Consider the following 22,815-nt stretch of genomic DNA (forward strand, 5'->3'; position numbering starts at 1 on the left):
ACTCGAACCATTTTATGCACTAATTAATTGAAATAGGCCGTTTTTCGAAAAAAAATTATAAGAAATTATAAAAAGTAAAATGCCCAAAAAACATATTATCATCATATTAAGAGCATTTTTTTATTATTTTAACCGATATAAAAAACTATGATGGATAAACCGACTTTTAATGCCCCTCACAATTGTATTTGCGCATATGAAAATATGCCTATCCTTGAGTTTTATAGGGGTTACTTTGACGCTGTTTACATTATACTACATCCTTTTTACAAATTAGACAAGGATAATAAAATTACCCAAGTAATGGCATGGAAAGACTTTCAATCACTTGCCGGATTTAAAAATATTAACCAATTGGATATAGCGCTAAGAACTTATATAGGGGGATTACGTACAGAATATAAAAACAAGAAAGATGCTGATATCTTAGAGCAGGCCTCTAACTTACACGATTTGTGGATTCCTTCAGAAGGCAATTTTCAAGATACACTTGATAAAGAAATGCTCAAAAGTTTACAGGAACAAGGACACCAATACATGTACATTGGGGATGAATGGGGCTTTGAACGTAAACTCTGTTATATTCAAGATGCGTTAGAGGGTAAAGCCGATATGCTCTTAACCTGGGGACCAGAAAAGAATTGGTATACTTCTCACAATGAAATTCTATATACTACACATTGGGATAGCCACTTTACCTTGTTGTGCTCTAACAAAAATACAGTTGAAAATATCTTGGCTAAGCATCCCTTTGAAGGGTTTTACTGTGATGAAAAAACTGATATATATTGGAGCACCTAATAATAAACCCCACCTAGCAAAAGCGCCCCCCTTGTAGGATCATTGAAATATTAATAAAAACAGTTTAAACAAAAAAAGCAGCTCTTTTTAGAACTGCTTTTAAAACTTGATATCAGTAACTTGGCAGAACTCGCATCATTTTACTAAAAATTCAATAGAAATGTGTATCTTAAAGAATAGACGAACCATCAACTACTTCGTTTTTTTAAATTTTTCATTTCTTGAACCGCGATGATATTCCAGTTCAATAACTTTGCCTTCTGCATCCTTTACAAAGGTAATCCCAACAGGAAATTCTCTCGAAAAGAAATCATTTTCAGCACCAGCGTACAGTTCAAATCCATCCCAACCTGGCTCTGAATAAAAAAATCGTCCATTCACTAGGCTAATTTTGATATAAAATTTATCATCAGCCTTACGCTTATATTCACCCACATAGTTTGCTAAGATGGTTTGTGGGACAGTAATGATCTTTGGCCTTTGTAGTGGATTGTAAAAATCTTTCCAGTCATAAACAGTTGCAACACTATTTATGATTTCTTCTGTAATGGCTCCATTATCGCTATTTACCATCACAACTACGCCATTTCCCCCTTCCATACTGCCATAATACTGGCTAACAAATCCTTCATCAGCCCCAGTGTGTTGGAAGAAAGTTTGTTCGCCTCTTTTAGTCAGGAATACACCCAACGCTGAAGATTTGTCAACGTATGGGGTGAGCCTTAATTTAGTCATTTCTTGCGAAAGCACTTTGCTCGATTTCCCCTGTAATGCCAACTGCGTTTCTATAATGTAGTAAGCCAGATCTGTTGGGTTGGTCCATAATCCCGCAGCGGCTTGTTCCGGATAAATATGATATTTCCCCTTTACAGCTTTTCCATCATTGTAATATCCAGCTGCCAAAAATTTTTGTTTATCCCTAGATGGAGGCTGGGTATAAAAGCTATTTTTCATCCCCATGGGTTTTAGTACATTTTCCCACATAAATGCATCATAAGGTTTTTTGGTAATGTCTTGTACAATCAATTGAGCAATGGTAGTTCCGCCACCTGAGTATTGATATTTCAATCCGGGTTCAAATACCGAACGAACAGCGCCCGTATTTGCAGGTCTTTCGCCATTCAATATTTGTACCAGTGTAGGAATGGTATCTCCTTTTTCATACCCCGGAAAACCATGCACACTTAAACCCGCAGTATGGCTAAGCAGGTTGGCAAGAGTTATTTTCTTGTTTTTTGCTAATGAATCATAAGGAAACTTCCATGTGGTTAAATAATCATTCACATCAGCATGGAGATTTAGTTTCTTATCCTGCACCAGCTTTAAAACACCAACACCATTCAAAGATTTACTGATTGAACCTGCTTGAAATAAGGTCCCTGTGCCAACACGACGTTGTTCAACACTATCAGCCCAGCCATAACCTCTTGCCCATTCTATTTGATAATCTTTAATGACAGCAATAGTAACACCCTTGACATGATAAAAATTCATTCTTTCTTTCAGGGTAGGATTAGGTACCCCATCAATGTGGATTTGAAGACCGAGGTTATTTTCTACTGCTTTTATCTTCAACTCTATTTCAGGAGTATATTTCTTGTTTTGAGCGTAAAGTTTTGCGAATAATCCTTGACAAAGGAAAATGAGGAACAAGGTGTACAGATATTTCATCATGAGTTTAATTGATTGATATAAAGATTAAAAAGGATTGTGATTGATCGGAGCAAACTTATGCCCTATTCCGGTCGATACAGTGTAAAAAGTTGTAAATAAAAATGTAAACTTTGTAAATAAAATATGGGGTTGATGCATGTTAGCGAAAATGCCCACTCAAGGAAATGCAAGTGCGATGCAAGTTGCTATTGCGCTCTTTTATCTAGGTAATCTGAATAGCATTCGTAGGTTGTAACTCTAGATCGTGAACTTAACATCAACACTAATATCACTATATTTGATGAAGCTCAACAACAGATGATCAGCGAACACCAACAATACGACTTATTTGGCAAGACACTATTAGAAGTTTTGGTTTTAAAGCCGCCTTTTACCTACCAGATGCCTGCCGCAGAAAATGCCTGTTTTCATTATATGCTAGAAAATGAAATGCAGTATAAAATTGATGAGAAGCAGGTAAATGTTGGTCAAAAAGAATCGGTATTGCTCAATTGCAGAACGGTTGGCAACAACATGAGCAGTATCAGTTCTGCCAGCCAAAACAAGTTGATCATTGTACATTTCCATCCTGATATTTTAAAAAAAATATACGATAGAGAGTTGCCTAAGCTTTTGCAACAGCCAAAAAATGCTGTATCGAACAAAACCAGCGAAAGAATTAACAATGACTTTTTAATTCAGAAATACATAGAAGGATTGTTGTTTTATTTCGAAAATCCCCTGTTGGTGAATGAAGATATCCTGGTGCTGAAATTAAAGGAGATTATCATTTTACTTTCGCAGACTAAAAATGCCGAAGCAGTTCAAATGATTTTGGCGCAGTTGTTCTCCCCTACCATTTATTCTTTCAAACAAATTATTGAGGCTAATCTGTTCTCAGCCATCACGCTTAATGAACTGGCCGATTATTGCAACCTGAGTTTATCATCCTTTAAACGAGAGTTTGCCAAACACTACAATGATACGCCTGCCAACTACATTAAAAGCAAGCGACTAGAAAAAGCGGCTGAACTCTTAATGGTTTCCAATATGCGGATTACGGATATTGCCTTTGAATGTGGCTTTAACGAATTGGCTAATTTTACTAAGAGTTTTCATGATAAATTTGGCATTACCCCCAGCAATTACAGGTTGAACCAAATTGCCAAATAATTGAACCAAATCGCAAAAAGCTTTTTTGTTTTCTACCCCATATTTGCATTGTCAATAACGACAAAACATTTAAAAAATAGAAAACATGAAACGTACAGCAAAAGCACATTGGTCTGGTAACCTAAAAGAAGGTAAAGGCGACATCACTACACAAAGTGGAATTTTAAACCACACCAATTATAGTTTTAAAACTCGTTTTGTAGGCGAAGAAACAGGAACCAATCCAGAAGAATTATTAGCAGCCGCACATGCGGGATGTTTTACCATGGCGGTAAGTGCAGCCCTAACCGAGAAGGGATTAACTGCACAAGCTTTAGACACAGAAGCAACAGTACAAATGGAAGGTTTGTCTATCACCAGCGTACATCTTTACATCACTGGTCAGGTAGATGGTTTAAGTGCTGCAGACTTTGAATCGATTACCAAAGATGCCGAAAAAAATTGCTTGATCTCTAAAGTATTGAGTATTCCAATCAACTCTGAAGCATATCTTTTGGTTTAATTAAAAGAGAGCAATCATGGGATTATTATCATTAGGAATATTTCATACCATTATAGGAGTAACGGCCATTGTTGCCGCAATCATCTCCTACATTAAATACGGAAAAATCAATTTAGCAGAAACATCAGGCAAAATATATGCTTATAGCACCATCATCACTTCATTAACTGCGCTAGGCATTTCAAAACACGGCGGTTTTAATATAGGCCATGTGTTCTCCATATTTATCCTGATTTTGGTTGTCGGAGCTTATTTCCTTTTCAGCCGCAAACAAGGCAATAACCGCAACCGATATATAGAGAATTTCCTACTCTCCTTCAGTTTTTTTCTATCGTGGGTACCTACTATTAACGAAACCTTTACCCGTGTGCCACTTGGGCAACCCTTAGCAAAAGGCCCTACTGATCCAATTATTGGTCAAACGTTATTGGTACTATTGGTTTTATTTATTGCAGGTTCAATTTTACAATTTTCGAAGCAAAGGAAAATAAACAGAACGGTTAACCTTTAAAACTTCTCCCAAAAGAAATTTAGCATCTAAATTCCTGTTCAAATAAGTGGGCAGGAATTTTTTGATTTTTAATATTCATACTTCATAGCTTTTCTATGTATAAATATAGTCTATAAATCTTTCGAAATGAACCTTTTAAAATTGACAAAAGCCCTATTGATTTAGCCCACGATTTCCATTGCTAACGACCTTCATTAGTCAAACCATAACGTTCATCATTCATTTTGCGACGTTCGTGTATTTTATCTTCCATCTTTGTTGTTTTTTTCATTGCTTTATCCAATCAAATGTATTCCCGAACGTGAAACAAACAAAGAATGGGTTATTTTATTTCGAAATCTCAGACTGTTGTCAACATCCCTTGGAGGTCGTCCTATGTTTTTTTGGCACTAGCAGAAAGTCTGTTCACCAAGTCGATCGCTTGGCATGCCTGAAAATGGTTCAAACATACCTCTATTAAATAAATTTCTACATATGATTTACTTCTATAATACAAGATTAAAAAAGGCAGTTGTTTTAATCCTGTTTCTTTTCCTTCAATCAACATATTCAATTGCCCAAAGCAAAAGCTATAGCGAATGGTATTTACAAAGAAATGATGTCGATATCTTTGTTAAAGAAATGGGTACCGGTAAGGACACGGTAATAGTCGTTCATGGTGGGTTTGGAGCAAATCATGATTATATGATTGATGCAATAAATGGTTTAGGTAATAAGTTTCACTTCGTTTTTTATGATCAAAGAGGATCCCTGTTATCGGCCACAAAAAAAGAAAACCTAACTTTTCAAAAAAATGTGGATGATCTGTATGCACTAGTTAAAGCATTGAAATTACAAAAGGTCAAACTTTTTTGCCATTCTATGGGTACGCTCGTAGGAATGGAATTTCTCAAACAACATCCTGACCTGGTGTCAAATCTAGTGCTTGCAGGAGCGGTACTACCAAAGTCTGACAGTTTGAAGAGCATATTCTCCGAAAGACATCAAAGGCAAATAGAATTTCTTATGAAGAGAAAAGAAGTGACAGATTTGATACAGCAATACAAAAACAAGGGGATTGATAGCCTTAAGTCTATTGAAGATATAGATCGTTCTCAATTATCTCATAAAGATTTAACCACATACTGGAGAGTCAACTTCGCTGCAGCCAATATTTATGACATGAGTAAGGTAGACCTGCTAAAAGGTGGAAGGGCTTATTACAAACAAATTGCCGCTGTAATGACTGAAACAGTAAATTGGAAATATGACTATAGGGTTTTGTTGGATAACAAGACAACAATTATTAATGGACAATTTGACTTTTTTGACTTCAACGGGGAGACTTTTAAAAAACTATTGGAAGACCATAAGAATATCGAGTTTTACGTTATCCCAAATGCTGGACACAATAGCTGGATCGATAATCCCTCATTGTTTAAAAAACTACTATTAAAAGGCCTTAAGAGGTAAATAATAAATGTGAGTTTGAATTGATTTAACCATAATCCTAAACGTCACAATCTTTTATTATTTTTTGGATTGTTTACGTAGCATCCGAACAATACGGTTGTATACCATCTCTGATATGGTCCAAGAATCTCCACCACTAGTATTTACGAACTGGATGACAACCCTGTCTATATCCTTGTAATAGCGTGCAATGCTGGAATATCCTGGCAACAAACCAGTGTGTTCATACTTATAGATCGTTGAATAAATGGCTTGTTCCTTGCTATTTAATAACGAGCCATCATTCAATGCCCTTAAAAAAATCCCAACATCGCTTGCTGTTGCCACCATTGATCCGCCAGGGCTTACATAATTTTGTGTTTTTAAATCTCCATCGTATCCAATATAATGCCCGCTCATCACTTCATTCAGGTGCACTTCACTAAGCAAACCATACGTATGCGTCAATTTAAGTGGGTTTAGAATTTCTTTTTTAATGTATTCCCGATGACTGTAGCCCAATACTTTATCAATAATATTACCGATCAACAGATAATTTGTATTGGAATATTGATAACGACTGTCTGGTTTAAAATCAGCGCCTTTATCTAATATCAGTTGCAGAAATCTGTTAGCATCTGCAGGAAGATTAGACCATGGCAGATTGGGGGAATCAATATAATCAGGAATACCACTACGATGTTGCAACATCATTCTCAAGGTAATCTGATCTGCATTCTCAATTCTTTCTGCAAGTTCAGGAAAATAATCAGCCAAGGTTCTATCCAGTGATAAAATTTTATTACACACCATTTTGGCAACAGCAGCAGAAATATATAATTTACTTATACTAGCAATCTTGAACAATGCATGCGGATCAGCTGGCATTTTATGTGCTCTATCCTTCCAACCTGCAGTGTAAAGCTCGGGGGCATGCCCACCTCCATCTACGTAAACAATAATACCGTCGAGACCTTGATCCACTGCAACGTTAACCTGTTCCTGTACCCTATCTGGTAATGGTGTCATCCATAATCCCACTACTTTCCAAGGTGTAAATATAATTATGCAAACTATCGCAATGATGGGTATAATAATTTTAAGTAATCGTTTTGTAGGTTTCATTGATAATTTGCGTTGACTATGTCACTTCAATTTTAATCAATGTTCAATAGATTCCCAAACTTAGTTAGTTTTCATTAGTCGAATATCCATTACATAACATTTGAGGAAAGGATTGTTATAGTTAACAATTAAGTAACAGATAGTTATCAAGAAGCAACTGTAATAACATAACAGCCCCTCCCATTCCCTAGTGCAAGCGTCTCGCTTGTGATATAGATAATCATTAAGAAAGCGTAAACCATCTTAAACAAAAAAAGCAGCTCTTTTCAGAACTGCTTTAAAACTAGGGGTGGCTGATGGTACCAATTACTGCCAAGTTTGTGGCTGATTTGAAGCGGTTGGCCGAAATGCCACGTCGAATGAAAGAATTTGAAGAACTCGGAAAACTCATAAATCAGCGTTTTTAGTGCACATTTTCGTACCATCAGCCATTGAATGGTTTTTATCCCTAGTAGAGAAGTTTCAAAGTTCACTACTAGGGATGTTTTTTGGATGATTTATCACTAGTAGCTATTTAAATTAGAATAGAGCTTTAGGTTGATTATCTTAATTTTAAAATTCAATATACACTATGAATACGAATTATTATCTAATTTACACTAGAAAAGAAAATGGCCAAGGATTCACTCTGAGCCAACACCCGATCCGCTTCAATTTTAGCTAAATCTGGTGGATAACCATAGCGCATCAAAACTTTTTTAACCGTCAATCTTAATTGAGCTCTTACATCATCACGTTTACTCCAGTCTACTGTAGCGTTTTTCCTAACAATTTCGACTATGGTGTTAATGAGCTCTTTCATCTTTGTGTCATCTAAAAATGAAGTAGAATCATTTTCTTTTAAAACACTATAAAATGCATATTCTTCTGGTGTCAATCCTAAATCATTTGATTTTTTATCTTCAAGACGCATGTCCTTTGCTATTTCCGAAAGCTCTTGAAGTACTTGCGCCGAATCTATTTGATTATTATGATACCGTTTCACAACTGATTCTAACATTTCAGAGAACTTTTTACCTTGAACTAGGTTCTTTGTCTTACGAATTTTTACCTCATCACTCAATAATTTTTTAAGCAATTCAAAGGCAAGGTTTTTTTGTTGCATATTTTTTACTTCCAACAAAAACTCGTCTGATAATATACTAACAGACGGTGCTTTTATTCCTGCTGCTTCAAAAATATCGATTACGCCATCACTTGATAAGGCTTCATCTACAATTTGTTTAATGGCAGTTTCTACTTCAAAATCTGATTTTACACCACTGCTGTTAAACTTATTTATTCTTGATTTTACAGCTTGGAAAAATGCTACACTGTTTTTAATGTTATTAGCATCTACACTTGGGATAGACATTGCGAATAGTCTCGATAACAAAGTGACTTCTTTTATAAATCGGTCTTTTAAAGTATCGCTCGATAATATAAAGTTTTGAGCACCTAATAATATTTGCAATTTCTGGGCTGTTTCTGAACCAAAATAGGCTTTAAAATCATAACCATTAAACATTTGCTCTATGACTTCAAGCTTTTCTTTCATTCCTGCAATCGCTTCTTTTATATCAAATATTGGTGTTCCTTCACCGCCACTTTGTAAATAGATTGCCATTGCATTTCTTAAATCTTGTCCAATTCCGATATAATCCACAATTAATCCACCTGGCTTGTCTTTATATACACGGTTTACTCTTGCGATTGCTTGCATCAAATTAGCGCCTTGCATTTTTTTATCAACGTACATCGTGTTTAAGCTTGGAGCATCAAAACCAGTGAGCCACATATCTCTAACAATAACTAATTTTAGTTCATCATTAGAGTCTTTCATTCTTGTTGCTAAATCTTTACGTTGCTTTTTTGTTGTATGATGAGGCTGCAACAAAGCTATATCATCAGAAGAACTGGTCATGATAACCTTTATCTTTCCTTTATCTATATCAGAATTATGCCATTCGGGCTTTAAATCTGTAATTTCTTGATACAATTTAGCACAAATCGTTCTAGTCATGCATACAATCATTGCTTTACCCTCAAATACTACTTGCCTTTTTTCAAAGTGAGAAACAATGTCTTTGGCAATATCTTGTAATCGGTCAGGATGCCCAACAACAGCATCAATAGTAGCTACTTTTTGTTTGGCTTTTTCTAATTGTTCTTCTGTAGTCTCTGAAATCGCATTGATTTCAGCATCAATAGTGGCTGTAGTTGCATCGTCTAATTTAATTTTTATTAAACGTGATTCATAACTTATAGGTACAGTCGCACCATCGTCAACCGCTTGTTTGATGTCGTAAACATCTATATAATCTCCAAAAACGGCTGGGGTTGATTTATCCTCTTTTTCTATTGGTGTTCCTGTAAATCCTATATAAGAAGCATTTGGCAACGCATCACGCAAGTATTTAGCATTACCATAACGTGTTTCCATACCCTCTTTGGTTTCAAATTCTTTACCAGCAAAGCCATATTGGCTTCTATGTGCCTCATCTGCAACTACAACTATATTAGTGCGTTCTGATAAAGTATCATATACATTACCAGTTTCTGGAGAGAATTTTTGGATGGTGGTAAAAATTACACCACCACCTGAAACTTTCAACAATTCTTTGATATGTTCTCTATTTTCGGCTTGAATGGGTTTCTGACGTAACAAACCTATACAATTACCAAACGTCCCAAATAGTTGGTCGTCTAAATCGTTACGGTCAGTTAGCATTACAATTGTTGGGTTTTCCATGAGTGGATGCGTAATAATTTGTCCACTATAAAAAACCATTGTTAGCGATTTTCCACTTCCTTGTGTGTGCCAAACTACACCTGCTTTTCTATCTCCATCGGTACTGTGTGTTGCTCGTATGGTTTGTGCAACTGCTTTTTGAACGGCATAATACTGATGATAAGCAGCTACTTTTTTAACTTTTGTTTGGAAAATCAGCCCTGTTTTTTGGTCTTTCTTTTCCTCTGATTCAAAAACAGTACAATAGCGTATCAATTCTAGCAATGTTTTTTTATCTAACATATATTCTGTTAGAATTTGCAATTCAGTTTTAATTTCTACTTTTTCTTGTTTTGGAGCTTTCCAAGGTAAGTATCTTGAAAAAGGAGCGGAAAGACTCGAAGCTTTAGCATCAATACCATCAGAAATAACACAAAGTGCATTGTAATAAAAAATACTTGGAACTGCATTTTTATAATTTTGTATTTGCTGAAATGCTTTTAATACAGTTGCTTTTTCGTCAGTAGCATTTTTTAATTCTATAAAAACTAGAGGTAAACCATTGACATAGATAACTATATCAAAACGCCTTTCATTATTGTTTTCTTTTACTACTAACTGATTGACAACCCAAAAGCTATTATTTTCGATGTTCTCTGTATCTAATAAAGTAACCGGAATACCTATCGTGTTTTCGCCTTTTGTATATTCTACCGTAACACCATTGGTAAGATGGTTATGGAAACGCTCGTTGTTTTCCATAAGATCTTCTGTACCCAAATTGATTACTTTTTGAAATGCTTCTACTCGTGCCGATTCTGGTAAAATAGGATTGAGTTTTTTTAAACACTCTTTAAAGTGATTTTCTAAAATAACCGAAGCAAAGTTTTCCCTTTGTGTATTATCATTATAAGGTGCAATGCTTGGTCCGTAAAAATACGTATAACCTTGCTGTTGCAATTGGGCGACTAATGATTGTTCGATGGCGTTTTCAGACAGCATACGGATTAGATACTATAATGTGCTTTGATTTTTGCAATCAATTGTTTGTGGTTTTCTTTCAATTCAGCAATTGTCCATACAGGCTTTTGCATAATTCTTAAAGAGTTTGGAAACGACTCAATACTTGAGGTAAAATATTTTGTTTTTTTATCTGCAAAATCTAATCTTCCTTGTCCAGAATTTTTCCTTCTACTAATTAACACCAAATTACCTAATTTATGTGTCCATTCTTCTCTATCATCTGGATTAAAATCTAGATTCCATTGGCTTCCGTCTTCGGGATTTTGAGGTAAAATATGTTCAACTGACATTTCATTATATGAACTTCTTTTTTCTGAATATAAAGGTGCATCTAATAAAAAATCTACTTTTCTTAATAGGTAGCGAGCAAACCTCCTACCGTAGATAGAATTGTCATCAAGGTCTGATAAGAAAAATGAAGTGTTGAATATAAAAATGTTATCGTTAAATAATAAATTTAATTTTTCGTCTCTTGTCTTGTCTTTTATTGTTGCAAACTCTTCTACTTTTTTTATTATGGTGTTCATCGCTTCAATTCTAGTAGTAGGAGTTTCTCTACCCACCCAATCGCCTGAAAACTTATTATCTAGCAATTTTAAGAAGTCTAGTATTTTATAGTCGCCAAAATTATGTCTGTACACTAATAATGGAGGAATCCATATATCTGATAAGGCAGTGTCGTTCATTACGCTTATCAAATTGTCAAAAGCCCAATTGTGGGTTATACTATAATTATTACCACTAAAAATCGAGTCATAGTGCACTTTATAAGCTTTTATTATCTCGAAAGTTTCATCACCTTTTTTTAAAAGGGGAGTTCCGCTTTCTTGTTTTTTAGTACTATAATTAAACTTTTTAGGATTGTAAATATTATCTTCAAATTCTTTTAATAGATTATGCCTAGCTTTTTCTTTCACTAAAATAGTTCTGATGTAGGATAGGAATAAGTCGAAGTCTTCGCCCAATTCTCCTTCTAACTCTTCCCAATATTTAGCATATTCTGTTTGTTTGGTTTCATTGCTAGCTTCTTTTAGATTGAGTGCTTTTAAAATATCACTATTTCTTAATTTAATTCCTCTATCGTTCAAAACCGTAAATAAGCGGAAAGCATCCTCTAATTCGCTACTGGCAACATATACCAATATAACAAATTTGCGTAAATAGGGAAAGAAAGTATCAATTTCCAGATTATCTTCATTTGTAAACCATTTGTTGATAATCAAGATAGCATTCGCCATATTTCTTATGGATACATTTTCAGAAGTATTTGCTAAAATTTGTAATTCCTCGCTTTTTTGAGTTCCACCCTCTCCTTTTATAAAATTATTTATAAAAATTTCAACATCTTTACGAATAGCAAACTCAATACGTAAACGTTCTGGAATACCATCATCAGGATTTCCTTCTTGAAAAATAGCTTTAGCGCAGGTATTTTTTCTTGTTTCAATCGAAGTTACATCCCTAATAACAGCTTGTAGAATATACAAAGTCGTTAATCTTTGCTGCCCATCTAATACGCTATTTTCTTGATAGGTTGTGCCATTAAATGTTTTAGGTTGACAATGTAATACCAATGAACCTAAAAAATATTGACTATCAGGGGTGTTAATGGCAGCGTGCGAGATATCATCAAGTAGTGTACTTATCTGATCGTCACCCCAAACATAAGGTCTCTGATAATCGGGTATTGTAAACCACATGTCCTCTCCGAAGACATCTTTTATGGTTATTTTATCGCTTGCAATTTGTTTACCTGTTACTTCTATACTCATTATTTATATTGCTATTCAAATTTCTCTTTTAAAAAAGATAATACTTCCGCATCATCAATAATTTCTTTTCGACTTTCAAACAACGGCCCAAGCAATTCCTTTAATTGTGGTTTTTCGATAATCCATCTGATTTGGTTATTCTTCCAAGATGCGTTTAGAATTTTTAGAATTTCTTCATTATTCAAAAATGCAGTAAAAGGTAATAGTTTATCTACAATTTCATCGGTTTGATTAAAACTAGAAGTCATTACTATATTATCTATTAATGAAATATATTCATTCCTAGCACAAGAACTTACGATTTCTCCTGAATCAGTTTCAATAACATATTCCTGTTCTTCAAATTCAATTAATATCACTATGTTGTCATTGATATTATACCAGTATTCTTTAATATTATCTTTTGAAATGTTGACTCCTAATTCAGAATTGATTTTTCCAATAAAATAATCATCATAAAATTGAGAGATTCCATACTTTTTAAAATCCTCATAGGAATCTATAATTATAATATTCGGATGGTTGGCTAATGCTTCTCTAAATCTTAAATCTTTTGCGAAAACGAAAACATATTTATTAGGAATTTCTTGTAAATATTCTAATATCGAAAAATAAATTAACGCATCCTTAAAGCCTTTATCTGTACCTTCTCCTGATTCAAAAGGCGCTTTTTTAAGAATTGCCAATTCCTTTATTTGTGCTAAAACATTATGATCCTTTAAATCAATTGTTTCAAAAGGAATTGTTTCTTCGTCTAATAATTTTTGTATATAAACTTCAACATCAAATGATTTTGTATTCGCTTCATCAACACCGATTAACTTATGAAATGGATTCGTTAAAAACTTAGTTTTATTACTTACTAGACTACTACGTTTTTGCCTTTTAATTTCTTGAATTACTGTATCTGGTATAACAATATCTGCCTCATCTAAAAAGCGTTCTAATATTTCACGTCCACCCAAAAAAGTATTAATTTCTGGATTCCTTACCACATTGGTATCAAAGATTACTTTTTCTTTCATACTTACTTGCTAAATTCGTTTACTATTATTTCTCCACGCATCAATTTTGGTAATAATCCATCACGAGTGAGTGAAAGAGTTTGAATTTGTTGATGATTAATATTTTTCTTGGATATTAAGGGATAAATTATTGAATTAAAACTGATCAAATCCTTTTCATTTGGTATTACTAATTCAACATCAAAAATATCTTGAGGATTTACCCTTTGATGACTACTACTAGTTCCTTTTATTTTTTGAGACAGTTCACTAGTGAATTCATTTGAATTTAAAAAGCAATGTATTAGTGAGAAAAATAATTCTTCTTTAGGGTTTACAACTTGAAATTCTGTTGAACAAATAAAGTTATTTTGGGAATCAAAAATCGTCCATATTCTCGGTGTGAATGGATTTAATTTTGAAACTAGGAAAGAATTGCTTTCTACAACATATTTATTGCTTTTTATCATTTCACCTTTTTCTATGATAGGTATTAAACCATTATCATAAGATGGTAGACTATAATGATAGTATTCAGTAGTTGGATTATCAAAAGGTTTTATATTTGATTTGCTATGATTTGCAATTTCTTCTAATTTTTCAATACGCCATCCCTCGGGTAATTTTTCTCCATTTTTATATTTACTGAACCATTCTGTAAAAATAAGTTGTGCTAACTCTTCAAGGGTTTTGTTTTGGGATTGTAGGAGTTCTATTTTATCATCAAATGATGTTAGTATATTTGCTATGGATTCTTGTTCTTGAATCTCTTTTGGAATACAAATGGAAAAAATATCTAGTTTTTTTCTTGGCAATTCAGTCTGTCCAGTACTTCCTTCAGCTAGATGTTCAATTTCTCTTTCTTTGCCTCTCAGTAGTAATCCTAAATAATTTTTATCAATTTCTGAATTTCCACGAACAATCGAAACATGCGAATCAACAGTAGTTGGGCTAATCAAATCTTTAATTTGCGCAACTCTTCCTAATGTACCAACTCCCGTTGAACAAATTAAAACATCTAAATGTTGAAGAAATTTTTCAGCGGAAACACTTTTTATTTTTATATTATGAAGTCGCGCATTTTCATACGAAACTTTGCTATCTCTAATACATCTCTGGTTAAGCACATAAATACCATCTGTTTCTGAATATTTAGGTGATATACCCCTATTGATATATTCTGTAACCTGTCCCAAAGTGGTTTCCACCCAACCATCAGGAATGTTTATCACTTCACTCATAATGCAAACCCGATTTTAGCTAATTGTGCAGCGATTTCATCATTTAGGTCGGCTTCTTTGTCCATTTGTGTTTTTAACGTTGTGGTAAGTGCTTCCATTTTATCGCTAAACGGAATGCCGTCATCTTCTACTGCTTCTAATCCAACATAACGTCCAGGGGTTAATACATAGCTATGTTTTTCTATTTCTTCGATTGTTGCACTTTTACAGAAACCTTTTACATTATGGTAGTTTCCGCCTTTTCGCCAATTGTGGTAAGTTTGTGTAATCAAGCCTAAATCTTCATCTCCTAACTCACGATGTACACGATCTTTCATAAAGCCCATTAAGCTTGCGTCTATAAATAAGACTTCTTTGTGATGCTGACTTTTTTCACGGCGCATTATCCAAATACAAGCTGGTATTCCAGTATTGTAAAACAATTGTTTGGGTAATGCTACGATACAATCTACCAGATCATTTTCTATAAAATTACGACGTATTTCGCCTTCACCACTGGTATTACTGCTTAATGAACCGTTACTTAATACAGTCGCCATCACTCCACGTGGTGCTAGGTGGTAAAGCATATGTTGCAACCAACCGTAGTTAGCGTTGCCACTCGGAGGTACGCCATATTTCCAACGCCCGTCTTCTTGCAAAATATCAACGCCCCATTCGCTCTGGTTAAATGGTGGGTTGGCTAGGATATAATCAGCTTTCAAATCGGGGTGAGCATCTTTTAAGAAAGAACCCTCACTATTCCAAGCCACAAATTTAGAATTGATGTTGCGTATGGCAAGGTTCATTCGGGATAGTTTCCAAGTGGTTTGGTTGCTTTCTTGTCCGTAGACCGTAATATCATTTATTCTACCTTGGTGTTCGGTCACAAACTTTTCACTCATCACAAACATACCACCACTACCACAAGCAGGGTCATATATTCTGCCTTTATAAGGTTCAATCATTTCTACCATCAATTTTACAATACTTTTGGGAGTGTAGAATTGTCCTCCTTTTTTACCCTCGGCATTGGCAAATTCACCTAGAAAGTACTCGTACACTCTACCAAAGAGGTCTTTCGATTTGCCATTTTCAACTTGTAAATCAGTATTGGAGATTAAGTCAATTAGCTCACCTAGCGCCGTTTTATCGAGGTTTGCTTTGCCATATACTTGTGGTAAAACGTTTTTTAGCTCTTTATTTTCAAGCTCAATGGCTTCCATCGCTTCATCAATCGTTTGTCCAATAGTTGGTATTTTGGCATTAGCTTGTATGTGGGGCCACCTTGCTTGTTTTGGTACAAAAAACGTGTTAACAGCTAAATACTCATCTCTGTCCTCGGGATCTGAATATTCGTCATCTTTCAATTTGTCATACAATTCACCAAAGGATTCGGAGATGTATTTTAAGAAGATTAATCCTAATACAACATGTTTGTATTCGGCAGCATCTATATTTTTGCGAAGTTTGTCTGCAGCTTTAAAAAGTTTTTGTTCAAATGTCGTATTGTCGGTTTTAGCCATTTATATTTTAATCGTTTGTAAATAAGTTAGTTATTATTATCCATTTCTAGAGGAGAGTTTTTGGCCTAACTTCCAAAAATCTGGAGTTATAATCTGCTAATATATTAAAAAAAGCTTCTTATTGATTAAGGAACTATAGTTCTCATGACAGTATTTTACTGTTATATGAGGTTTTAAGATATCTTACGCTAATCACACTAAAATCATTTATAATACTTTTCGATTGTTGTTAAGATTTATGCCCGATAGGGCCGCCCGCTGTTTTTAGCGGCTCGGGCAACCCTTTGGATTACAGGCGAATTTAATTACGCCTTAATGTATCGATTTGAGGCCTTATTTCCATTGATAACCTCACTCCCATATTTTGAGCGAATTTCATCTAGCGATTTTTTTCCGCCCTTATTAACTTTGTATTCGCCTGTACGGAAATACCAGGCTAATTTTTTAGATGCAAATAAAAAACCTGCTTCCTTTAAAACTGCCTTTACAGCGAAGGTGTTGCCAGTAACCCAAATCCAGTATCCGACAATCTCAATGGTAATGCCCTGCAAATGGATGATTTTTTCAATAGCTTGTCTATATTCTTCAGAAAAACGGATTTCATTTTCCACCTCTTCTTCCGATAGATTACCGCCCTTGATCGCTTTAGCAGAGGCAAAGGCATATTCTTTGTTGATTTCCTGCATGGTGGCAGTATCACCGCCCAAATCGGGGTGAAATTCTTTAGCCAATTTTTTATAGGTCGCCTTTACTTCGTCAACCGTTTTACAATCTTTAAACCATTTCATAAGCCGCTTTTTAAAATTTCCGTTTCAACTATCTTGATGTTCTTGGTATCGGACAGGCTACATTTTGTTTGCTCTTCTAATTCCGTTACGGATTTTAGTAGCGGTAGAACGGTTTCGATTTCTATTCGTACCATTATATACAATTGATGTTTCATGTTTGGGAATGCTATAGAGGTTCTTAAATTCGGTTAATTGGCTTTCATACGCATTGGGATTATCGTCCTTAAACTTTTCGGCGTACCCCTTATAAAAAAGCTGGTCAAGATATTCTGCAAATACTTCTTCCATGATTTTAGGTTTAAAGCAATGCCCCTTTTTGAGGGGCATTTGCTCGGTTAAAGTGTGACTGAAATTTGCCCCTCAACCTCCGCCAGTTTATCCACGCAAAGCGTATTGATGTTTTTTGCGGTCTGGTCGATGATAAAAGGGTTTTTTGTGGTAAATGCCCTGCCTGTATCGTCTTTGATGGTCAGCGTACAGCCTTGAAAATGATTAAGGTTGGTTTCCTCTGCATCGTCCAACTGTGCCACCTCAAAAGCATCTAAGGTTTCGATCGTTTCCAATAACTTTTCCCTTTGGTTAGAAAGACGGTGTAAATCCTTGATTTTTCTAAGGGTCTGCTCTAAATTCGGAGCAGGTTTTTCCTGCTCAAAATTTGCCTTGATTTCTTTTTTAGTTGGCTCATCCTTTTTTTCTTCCTTTGGGTTTGGAGTTCCAGCCTGTTTGTCCTTTACTTGCTCATTCAAGTTCACAAAACCGCTTTTGTCTGCTTCGGGTTTTTTGGCTTCGGTCTGTTCCTCTGCTTTTTTGGATACGGTGTTAACTGGGTTTCCAGCCACAAATTGTGGTGCTTTTTTGTCGTCTTTAACGGTGTTAGCCTGCTTAACCTGTCCGTTGTTTTTTTCTTTCGTTTCCATTTTCTATGGGTTTTAAATTTGTACTCCCTGCTTACTACCCTTGGGCAGGAGCCTTTTCTGGCTTTTTGTTAAGCAACCTCACCTGATCAAGCAGGGATTACAGGCAAGGCTTTTGAGTAAAAAAATACGACCCGAAGCGCAGCGAGGTGTGGAGATTTTTTTTCCAAAACCCGAAGGGTTCAGCCTTGACTAAGTGATCACTGCGAATCAGATATTTGCCACACAAACAGCCTAAAACCAGTTTATCAATCTTAAAAAACCTGTAAGTATTAATAGATCAAGATATTGTTAGGAAACGTCTAAAATTTTGGTCGAGCGGTACGAATAAGCTGGATTCCGAAAAAAATAGCATATCAGTTACACCTCATATGGTTATAACTTAATTTTTTTCTAAATTTACCTACCAAACTAAAACTTTATGGATATTTTAACGCTAGCATCCACAGCTCTTATTCTCGCAAAGCCATTTCTCGAAAAAACCCAAGAGGGTGTAGCCCGAAAAGTTGGCGAGGATATTTGGAATCTGATCAAAATGCCCTTTACAAAAAAGGGTAAAGATCATACAGAAGACCTTGCCATCACAGATGAGGAACAATTTAAAAAAGAGTTGGAGCAACATCTTCATCAAGATGAAGAATTTGCAAAACAGCTAAGCAATCTTGTCAATCAATCGCAAAATCTTCTAAGTGGAAATTTTCAGCAGAATATAAATTCTTATGACAAGGTAGAAAAGCAGATTAATATTCAAACAAATACCGGAAGTATTAACATGTAATGCTGGAACATCAGAATATTAACAACGATGCTCCTATAGATAAGCAGATTAATGTTGGCCAATTAAATGGGACAATTGACTTTAGTAATATCAGTAGACTTGGCCAGCGCTTTAAACGTCTAAAGGAAGAGGTCGAAAAGGATATCCATTTATCCGATTTCATGGAAGATTTCAAAAATTACAATACCAAATTGGATGGTAAAAGTATGCCTGATAAGTTAACTGATGGTGGATTTAGTAATCTTGAAATTTTTCGGGCAACTAAAAGAAAACATATGTACAGCAAAAAGCTGGAAAAAAATAAGCTTTATGAAACTGCTCAGCTTATCGATATGGAACTTTTCAGTCTGATCAATCTTTATTTCGAAACTTATATTGAACCATTGATAGAAGAAGGTGCAGCAAAAACTGTGATAAAGCAGGCTGTTCTTGAAAAAATCGTTCAACCTATTATCGATCTAATCAATCAGGATGGAAAAGATGATACTTTCCTAAACTACACTACAGAAGAAATCTACGGTATGATCTTCTTTCTTACTGGTAAATGTCATTTAAACTGGGCGGTCTATGATAGTATATAATCAGGCATTTGATTATTATCATGCAATTTATCGTATGATAAGGTTACTTACTCATGTTAAGAAAGATGATTTTGTTGAACTTGATCGGCTACGTATTTGGGACTTTTATTTATTGTTTCCAGAACAAATACACACAATAACACTGAAAGATGGAGATAAGGATATTAAAGAGTTGAGGGCTAGGTTTGTAAAGCAGAGAAATAATCCATACAATCAGGTGTTTGACAATAAGAAGGTATTTGAGAAGTTACGCCCATATCAGTTAACAGCATTACAGTGTCTTGCATCATATGGAATAATAAACAAAGATTTATTGAAAGAAAATCGGGTTTCTATAATCTCAAGGGAAATTTTGAAAGATTATGAAGGGCGTTTTGAAGAATTAAGTTACACCGAGCAAAATATTATTACAATGATGGTCTATCACTTTTCATCCATATCAATGTTTGGCACCGATGGATTAAAAAGTAGAACTAAATTAATGGTTAGCAAATATGATTACCAATAACCTTTTTGTAAATCGATTAGTCGTTATTGCGCTGAACGGATCTGTTGCGTATGATGAGCAATTTCACAAAGGTGTAAATATAATACGTGGCGATAATAGTAGTGGAAAATCGACAGTCTCGAACTTTATATTTTATATCTTAGGTGGAGAGTTTACAGATTTTGTCCCAGAAGCAAAAAAATGTTCTGAGGTGTTTGCTGAAACAGAAATGAATGGTGCAACGATAACGCTAAGAAGGCAAATCGAGTTGGATGAAAATCGTAAGGTTAAAACCAGGACTTCAATTTATTTCTACTGGGGTAGTTATGAAGAGTCTAGAAATCCGCCACCTGATAAACACTGGCAGAAATTTGGATATAACTCATATCCTGAAACTAAAAGCTTTTCAAATGTAATTTTCGACAACCTTAACATTCCGGTAGTTAAAGGTGATAGTAATATCACTATACACCAGTTGTTGCGGTTAATGTATATAGATCAGGAGTCACCTACTAGTTCGTTGTTTGTATATGAACAATTTGATTCCCAAATCACAAGGGAGACTACCGCGGATCTTTTACTTGGTATCTATAATGATGAGCTCTACCAAAATAAAAAGAGATTAATTGAATTGAATAAAGAGATAGATGATATTAAAAGTGAAATTAAGGCAACAAAAGGCTTTTTCTCTGACGCATTACTTCTCAACCCTGCAAATATCGAAGTTAAGATTGAGAATGTACAAAAGCGGATTGGCATTATAGAACAGCAAATTTCTGATTTGAAGGCTGCGGATAGGGTTAAAACCATAAAGGCAGATAAGTTTAGGTATCAACAATTGTCTACTGAAATTGCGAAACAGAGAATAGTCGTAACTAACTTAAAGGATAATTATGCTAATATTCAACATGAAATTTCGGATAACGATTTTTTTATAGGTTCACTAAATGAAAAATTGAAGGCATTAAAAAACTCAACCGTTACAAGAGAATTTCTTAATAATTTTCAGTTGGAATACTGTCCAGAGTGCTTATCTGAAATTAAACCTCATATCAAACCTGATGGTAAAGAATCCTGCAAATTATGTAAGGAAACTATAGACTCAACATACGGTCTTACACAAGCCAGACGAATGCAGCAGGAAATAAATTTTCAAATTATTGAATCAAATAGCATTCAAAAAATATTAAAAGAAGAACTAGAAGGCCTTGTCCCTCAAATAAAAAAAGAGGCTGGAATACTGCAGGATCTACAAAAGCTTTTTGACAGCGAAATAGAAGACGTAAATACCAGTAGACAAGAACAAATTGAAAATTTAGCTACAGATAAAGGCGTTGCAGAGGGTGAAATCATGCAATTTAGAACGATGCTTGAAAATGCGCAGTTTTACACAGGATTACTCGAAAAAAGAGATTTGTTGATACGGGAAAGAGATCAAATTGACGCTTTTATAAAACAAACCGAAAGACAGCAGAATACTCTGAAATTCCGTGTTGAGAATCAGATCAAAAAGGAAGCTTTATATTTCTTAACGAATGATTTTCATCGTCAGGATGAATTCAAAAATGCTAATGACTTCCACATAGATTTCCCGAATAATATTGCTTTTTTATCCAGTAAATATGCCAAATACTCAGCGAGTTCAAATTTTTACCTTAAAATTTCAGCTAGATTTGCCTTGTTCTTGGCTTCGCTTTCAATCCCAGAAATGAGATATCCTCGTTTTATTTTAGCGGATAATATGGAAGATAAAGGAATTGAGGAGAAACGAGCCCAAAATTTTCAAAAAATACTTATCAATCGTCTTAAAGATTTCGATCCCTCATCATATCAGGTCATCTATACAACTTCTTATATAACCGACGAATTAGATAAAAGTGATATGGTAGTTGGTAAGTTCCACACTGTTGCGAATCGCACGCTACAAAATTTGTAAGTTAAAGATGGCAGTAAAGAAAATAAAAAAGCTCAATAGGTTTACCACGTTACCAGTTCTTCTTGATTTATTGGAGAGAAAAAAACTTACGCTTTTAGATCCAAAATTATGGGATGACAAGAATGATTCAGAAGTAATTCTTGCCTATAAAGAAAAGAAAGGTATCAAAAATTTATTTGCCGTTTGCTTGGCCCATGGCGATGAAACGGTGCATCACTGGAAAACATTTTCTGACGGCATAAGTGGCTGTTTGATTGAATTCGATGCAGAAAAACTTTTTGATATTATAGATAAAATACCTGGTTTACGTCACGATAAAATTTCTTATAGAAAACTCCTTCAAATTGAGAAAAGGGATACAATTATCGACATTGACAAAATGCCTTTTACAAAGCGTTGGCCGTATAGATGTGAAGAGGAATATCGAATAATCGTAGAAAACAATACAGAGGATACATTCTTTGAAATTGATATTACTTTGGATATTATTAGACGAATAACGATTAGCCAGCATATGCCACAACCGATATATAACACTATTAAAAATTAATTAAGAGGTTTAAGAGGCGATCCAAGTAGTCGGATAAATCGTTCAACACTTTATGAAAACAAAAGGTGGATCAACAGATTCAAAAAATAATACTGAAAAACCCTGACCGTTTCCGATCAGGGGTAATCCTAAGAATTAATTTCTACTTGCTATTCTTCTTCTCCGTAATCTCCTTACGAATTTCACCTGCCAGCACTTTTAAGTCCTGCATACTTTTACGAACCCTAGTGCCAGCGGCACCGTTGTTCTGGTTATAGAATTTTACTACATCTGCCTCAATGGATGCCACGAGGTCTTTTACCTGCTGAAATTTTTGCATTTGCTTTATGT

Annotated in this window: 21 protein-coding genes; 10 read left to right on the forward strand and 11 right to left on the reverse strand. The window is 34.7% G+C overall.

Annotated elements, in window-relative coordinates; all coding sequences use genetic code 11:
* Window positions 1–204: 204 nt before the first annotated feature.
* The gene (locus AQF98_RS00090) at window positions 205–801 is read left to right on the forward strand and encodes a DUF2711 family protein (RefSeq protein ID WP_235524153.1); all 597 of its coding nucleotides are present in this window, start codon (window positions 205–207) and stop codon (window positions 799–801) included.
* 192 nt (window positions 802–993) lie between these two features.
* Here AQF98_RS00090 and AQF98_RS00095 read toward each other — a convergent pair whose 3' ends face one another.
* Entirely contained in the window at window positions 994–2,475 is a 1,482-nt protein-coding gene (locus AQF98_RS00095) for a serine hydrolase (RefSeq protein WP_055129880.1), read from the reverse strand.
* 297 nt (window positions 2,476–2,772) lie between these two features.
* On the opposite strand from AQF98_RS00095, the gene AQF98_RS00100 reads away from it, so the two are divergent.
* The 4 genes from AQF98_RS00100 to AQF98_RS00115 all read left to right on the forward strand — a co-directional run bounded on the left by AQF98_RS00100 (window position 2,773) and on the right by AQF98_RS00115 (window position 6,092).
* The gene (locus AQF98_RS00100) at window positions 2,773–3,627 is read left to right on the forward strand and encodes an AraC family transcriptional regulator (protein WP_055129881.1); all 855 of its coding nucleotides are present in this window, start codon (window positions 2,773–2,775) and stop codon (window positions 3,625–3,627) included.
* An 85-nt stretch (window positions 3,628–3,712) separates the two neighbouring features.
* Entirely contained in the window at window positions 3,713–4,129 is a 417-nt protein-coding gene (locus AQF98_RS00105) for an OsmC family peroxiredoxin (RefSeq protein ID WP_055129882.1), read from the forward strand.
* 16 nt (window positions 4,130–4,145) lie between these two features.
* Complete coding sequence (locus AQF98_RS00110; protein WP_055129883.1) at window positions 4,146–4,640, forward strand: hypothetical protein; 495 nt, start codon at window positions 4,146–4,148, stop codon at window positions 4,638–4,640.
* A gap of 474 nt (window positions 4,641–5,114) precedes the next feature.
* Window positions 5,115–6,092 (forward strand): alpha/beta fold hydrolase, encoded by a 978-nt coding sequence (locus AQF98_RS00115; RefSeq protein ID WP_161805825.1) that lies wholly within the window; start codon window positions 5,115–5,117, stop codon window positions 6,090–6,092.
* A gap of 57 nt (window positions 6,093–6,149) precedes the next feature.
* Here AQF98_RS00115 and AQF98_RS00120 read toward each other — a convergent pair whose 3' ends face one another.
* The 9 genes from AQF98_RS00120 to AQF98_RS00160 all read right to left on the reverse strand — a co-directional run bounded on the left by AQF98_RS00120 (window position 6,150) and on the right by AQF98_RS00160 (window position 18,156).
* A complete protein-coding gene (locus tag AQF98_RS00120; protein ID WP_200911825.1) occupies window positions 6,150–7,100 on the reverse strand; it encodes a serine hydrolase in 951 nt (316 codons plus the stop codon).
* A gap of 685 nt (window positions 7,101–7,785) precedes the next feature.
* The gene (locus AQF98_RS00125; RefSeq protein ID WP_082434857.1) at window positions 7,786–10,908 is read right to left on the reverse strand and encodes a type I restriction endonuclease subunit R; all 3,123 of its coding nucleotides are present in this window, start codon (window positions 10,906–10,908) and stop codon (window positions 7,786–7,788) included.
* Window positions 10,909–10,913: 5 nt separating this feature from the next.
* Window positions 10,914–12,701, reverse strand: a complete 1,788-nt coding sequence (locus AQF98_RS00130) for a DUF262 domain-containing protein (RefSeq protein WP_055129886.1) — start codon at window positions 12,699–12,701, stop codon at window positions 10,914–10,916.
* A gap of 11 nt (window positions 12,702–12,712) precedes the next feature.
* Complete coding sequence (locus tag AQF98_RS00135) at window positions 12,713–13,726, reverse strand: PIN domain-containing protein (protein WP_055129887.1); 1,014 nt, start codon at window positions 13,724–13,726, stop codon at window positions 12,713–12,715.
* Window positions 13,727–13,728: 2 nt separating this feature from the next.
* Window positions 13,729–14,946 (reverse strand): restriction endonuclease subunit S, encoded by a 1,218-nt coding sequence (locus AQF98_RS00140; protein WP_055129888.1) that lies wholly within the window; start codon window positions 14,944–14,946, stop codon window positions 13,729–13,731.
* On the reverse strand, window positions 14,943–16,451 hold the full coding sequence (locus tag AQF98_RS00145) for a class I SAM-dependent DNA methyltransferase (RefSeq protein WP_055129889.1): 1,509 nt from the start codon (window positions 16,449–16,451) through the stop codon (window positions 14,943–14,945). The genes AQF98_RS00140 and AQF98_RS00145 overlap by 4 nt, the downstream gene beginning before the upstream one ends.
* Before the next feature lie 305 nt (window positions 16,452–16,756).
* Complete coding sequence (locus AQF98_RS00150; protein ID WP_055129890.1) at window positions 16,757–17,239, reverse strand: J domain-containing protein; 483 nt, start codon at window positions 17,237–17,239, stop codon at window positions 16,757–16,759.
* A 57-nt stretch (window positions 17,240–17,296) separates the two neighbouring features.
* A complete protein-coding gene (locus AQF98_RS00155; RefSeq protein WP_055129891.1) occupies window positions 17,297–17,527 on the reverse strand; it encodes a hypothetical protein in 231 nt (76 codons plus the stop codon).
* Between the two features lie 47 nt (window positions 17,528–17,574).
* Window positions 17,575–18,156 (reverse strand): hypothetical protein, encoded by a 582-nt coding sequence (locus AQF98_RS00160; RefSeq protein ID WP_055129892.1) that lies wholly within the window; start codon window positions 18,154–18,156, stop codon window positions 17,575–17,577.
* Between the two features lie 418 nt (window positions 18,157–18,574).
* Between AQF98_RS00160 and AQF98_RS00165 the strand changes: the two genes are divergently transcribed.
* Genes AQF98_RS00165 through AQF98_RS00185 form a run of 5 tightly spaced genes read left to right on the forward strand, consistent with a single transcriptional unit; the run spans window position 18,575 to window position 22,485 of the window.
* Window positions 18,575–18,931 carry a hypothetical protein gene (locus tag AQF98_RS00165; RefSeq protein WP_055129893.1) on the forward strand — a complete coding sequence of 119 codons (357 nt, stop codon included), beginning with the start codon at window positions 18,575–18,577 and terminating at the stop codon, window positions 18,929–18,931.
* Complete coding sequence (locus tag AQF98_RS00170; protein WP_055129894.1) at window positions 18,931–19,512, forward strand: ABC-three component system protein; 582 nt, start codon at window positions 18,931–18,933, stop codon at window positions 19,510–19,512. The genes AQF98_RS00165 and AQF98_RS00170 overlap by 1 nt, the downstream gene beginning before the upstream one ends.
* Window positions 19,499–20,020 carry an ABC-three component system middle component 5 gene (locus tag AQF98_RS00175; protein WP_055129895.1) on the forward strand — a complete coding sequence of 174 codons (522 nt, stop codon included), beginning with the start codon at window positions 19,499–19,501 and terminating at the stop codon, window positions 20,018–20,020. Before AQF98_RS00170 ends, AQF98_RS00175 begins: the two co-directional genes overlap by 14 nt.
* Window positions 20,007–21,935, forward strand: a complete 1,929-nt coding sequence (locus AQF98_RS00180) for an ATP-binding protein (protein WP_055129896.1) — start codon at window positions 20,007–20,009, stop codon at window positions 21,933–21,935. The genes AQF98_RS00175 and AQF98_RS00180 overlap by 14 nt, the downstream gene beginning before the upstream one ends.
* Before the next feature lie 7 nt (window positions 21,936–21,942).
* Window positions 21,943–22,485: a hypothetical protein gene (locus AQF98_RS00185; RefSeq protein WP_055129897.1), complete on the forward strand. Its 543-nt coding sequence runs from the start codon at window positions 21,943–21,945 to the stop codon at window positions 22,483–22,485.
* A 142-nt stretch (window positions 22,486–22,627) separates the two neighbouring features.
* Here AQF98_RS00185 and AQF98_RS00190 read toward each other — a convergent pair whose 3' ends face one another.
* Window positions 22,628–22,804 (reverse strand): hypothetical protein, encoded by a 177-nt coding sequence (locus AQF98_RS00190; RefSeq protein ID WP_055129898.1) that lies wholly within the window; start codon window positions 22,802–22,804, stop codon window positions 22,628–22,630.
* Window positions 22,805–22,815: the final 11 nt, after the last annotated feature.

Source organism: Pedobacter sp. Hv1 (assembly GCF_001412215.1).
In the GTDB taxonomy this organism is placed as follows: domain Bacteria; phylum Bacteroidota; class Bacteroidia; order Sphingobacteriales; family Sphingobacteriaceae; genus Pedobacter.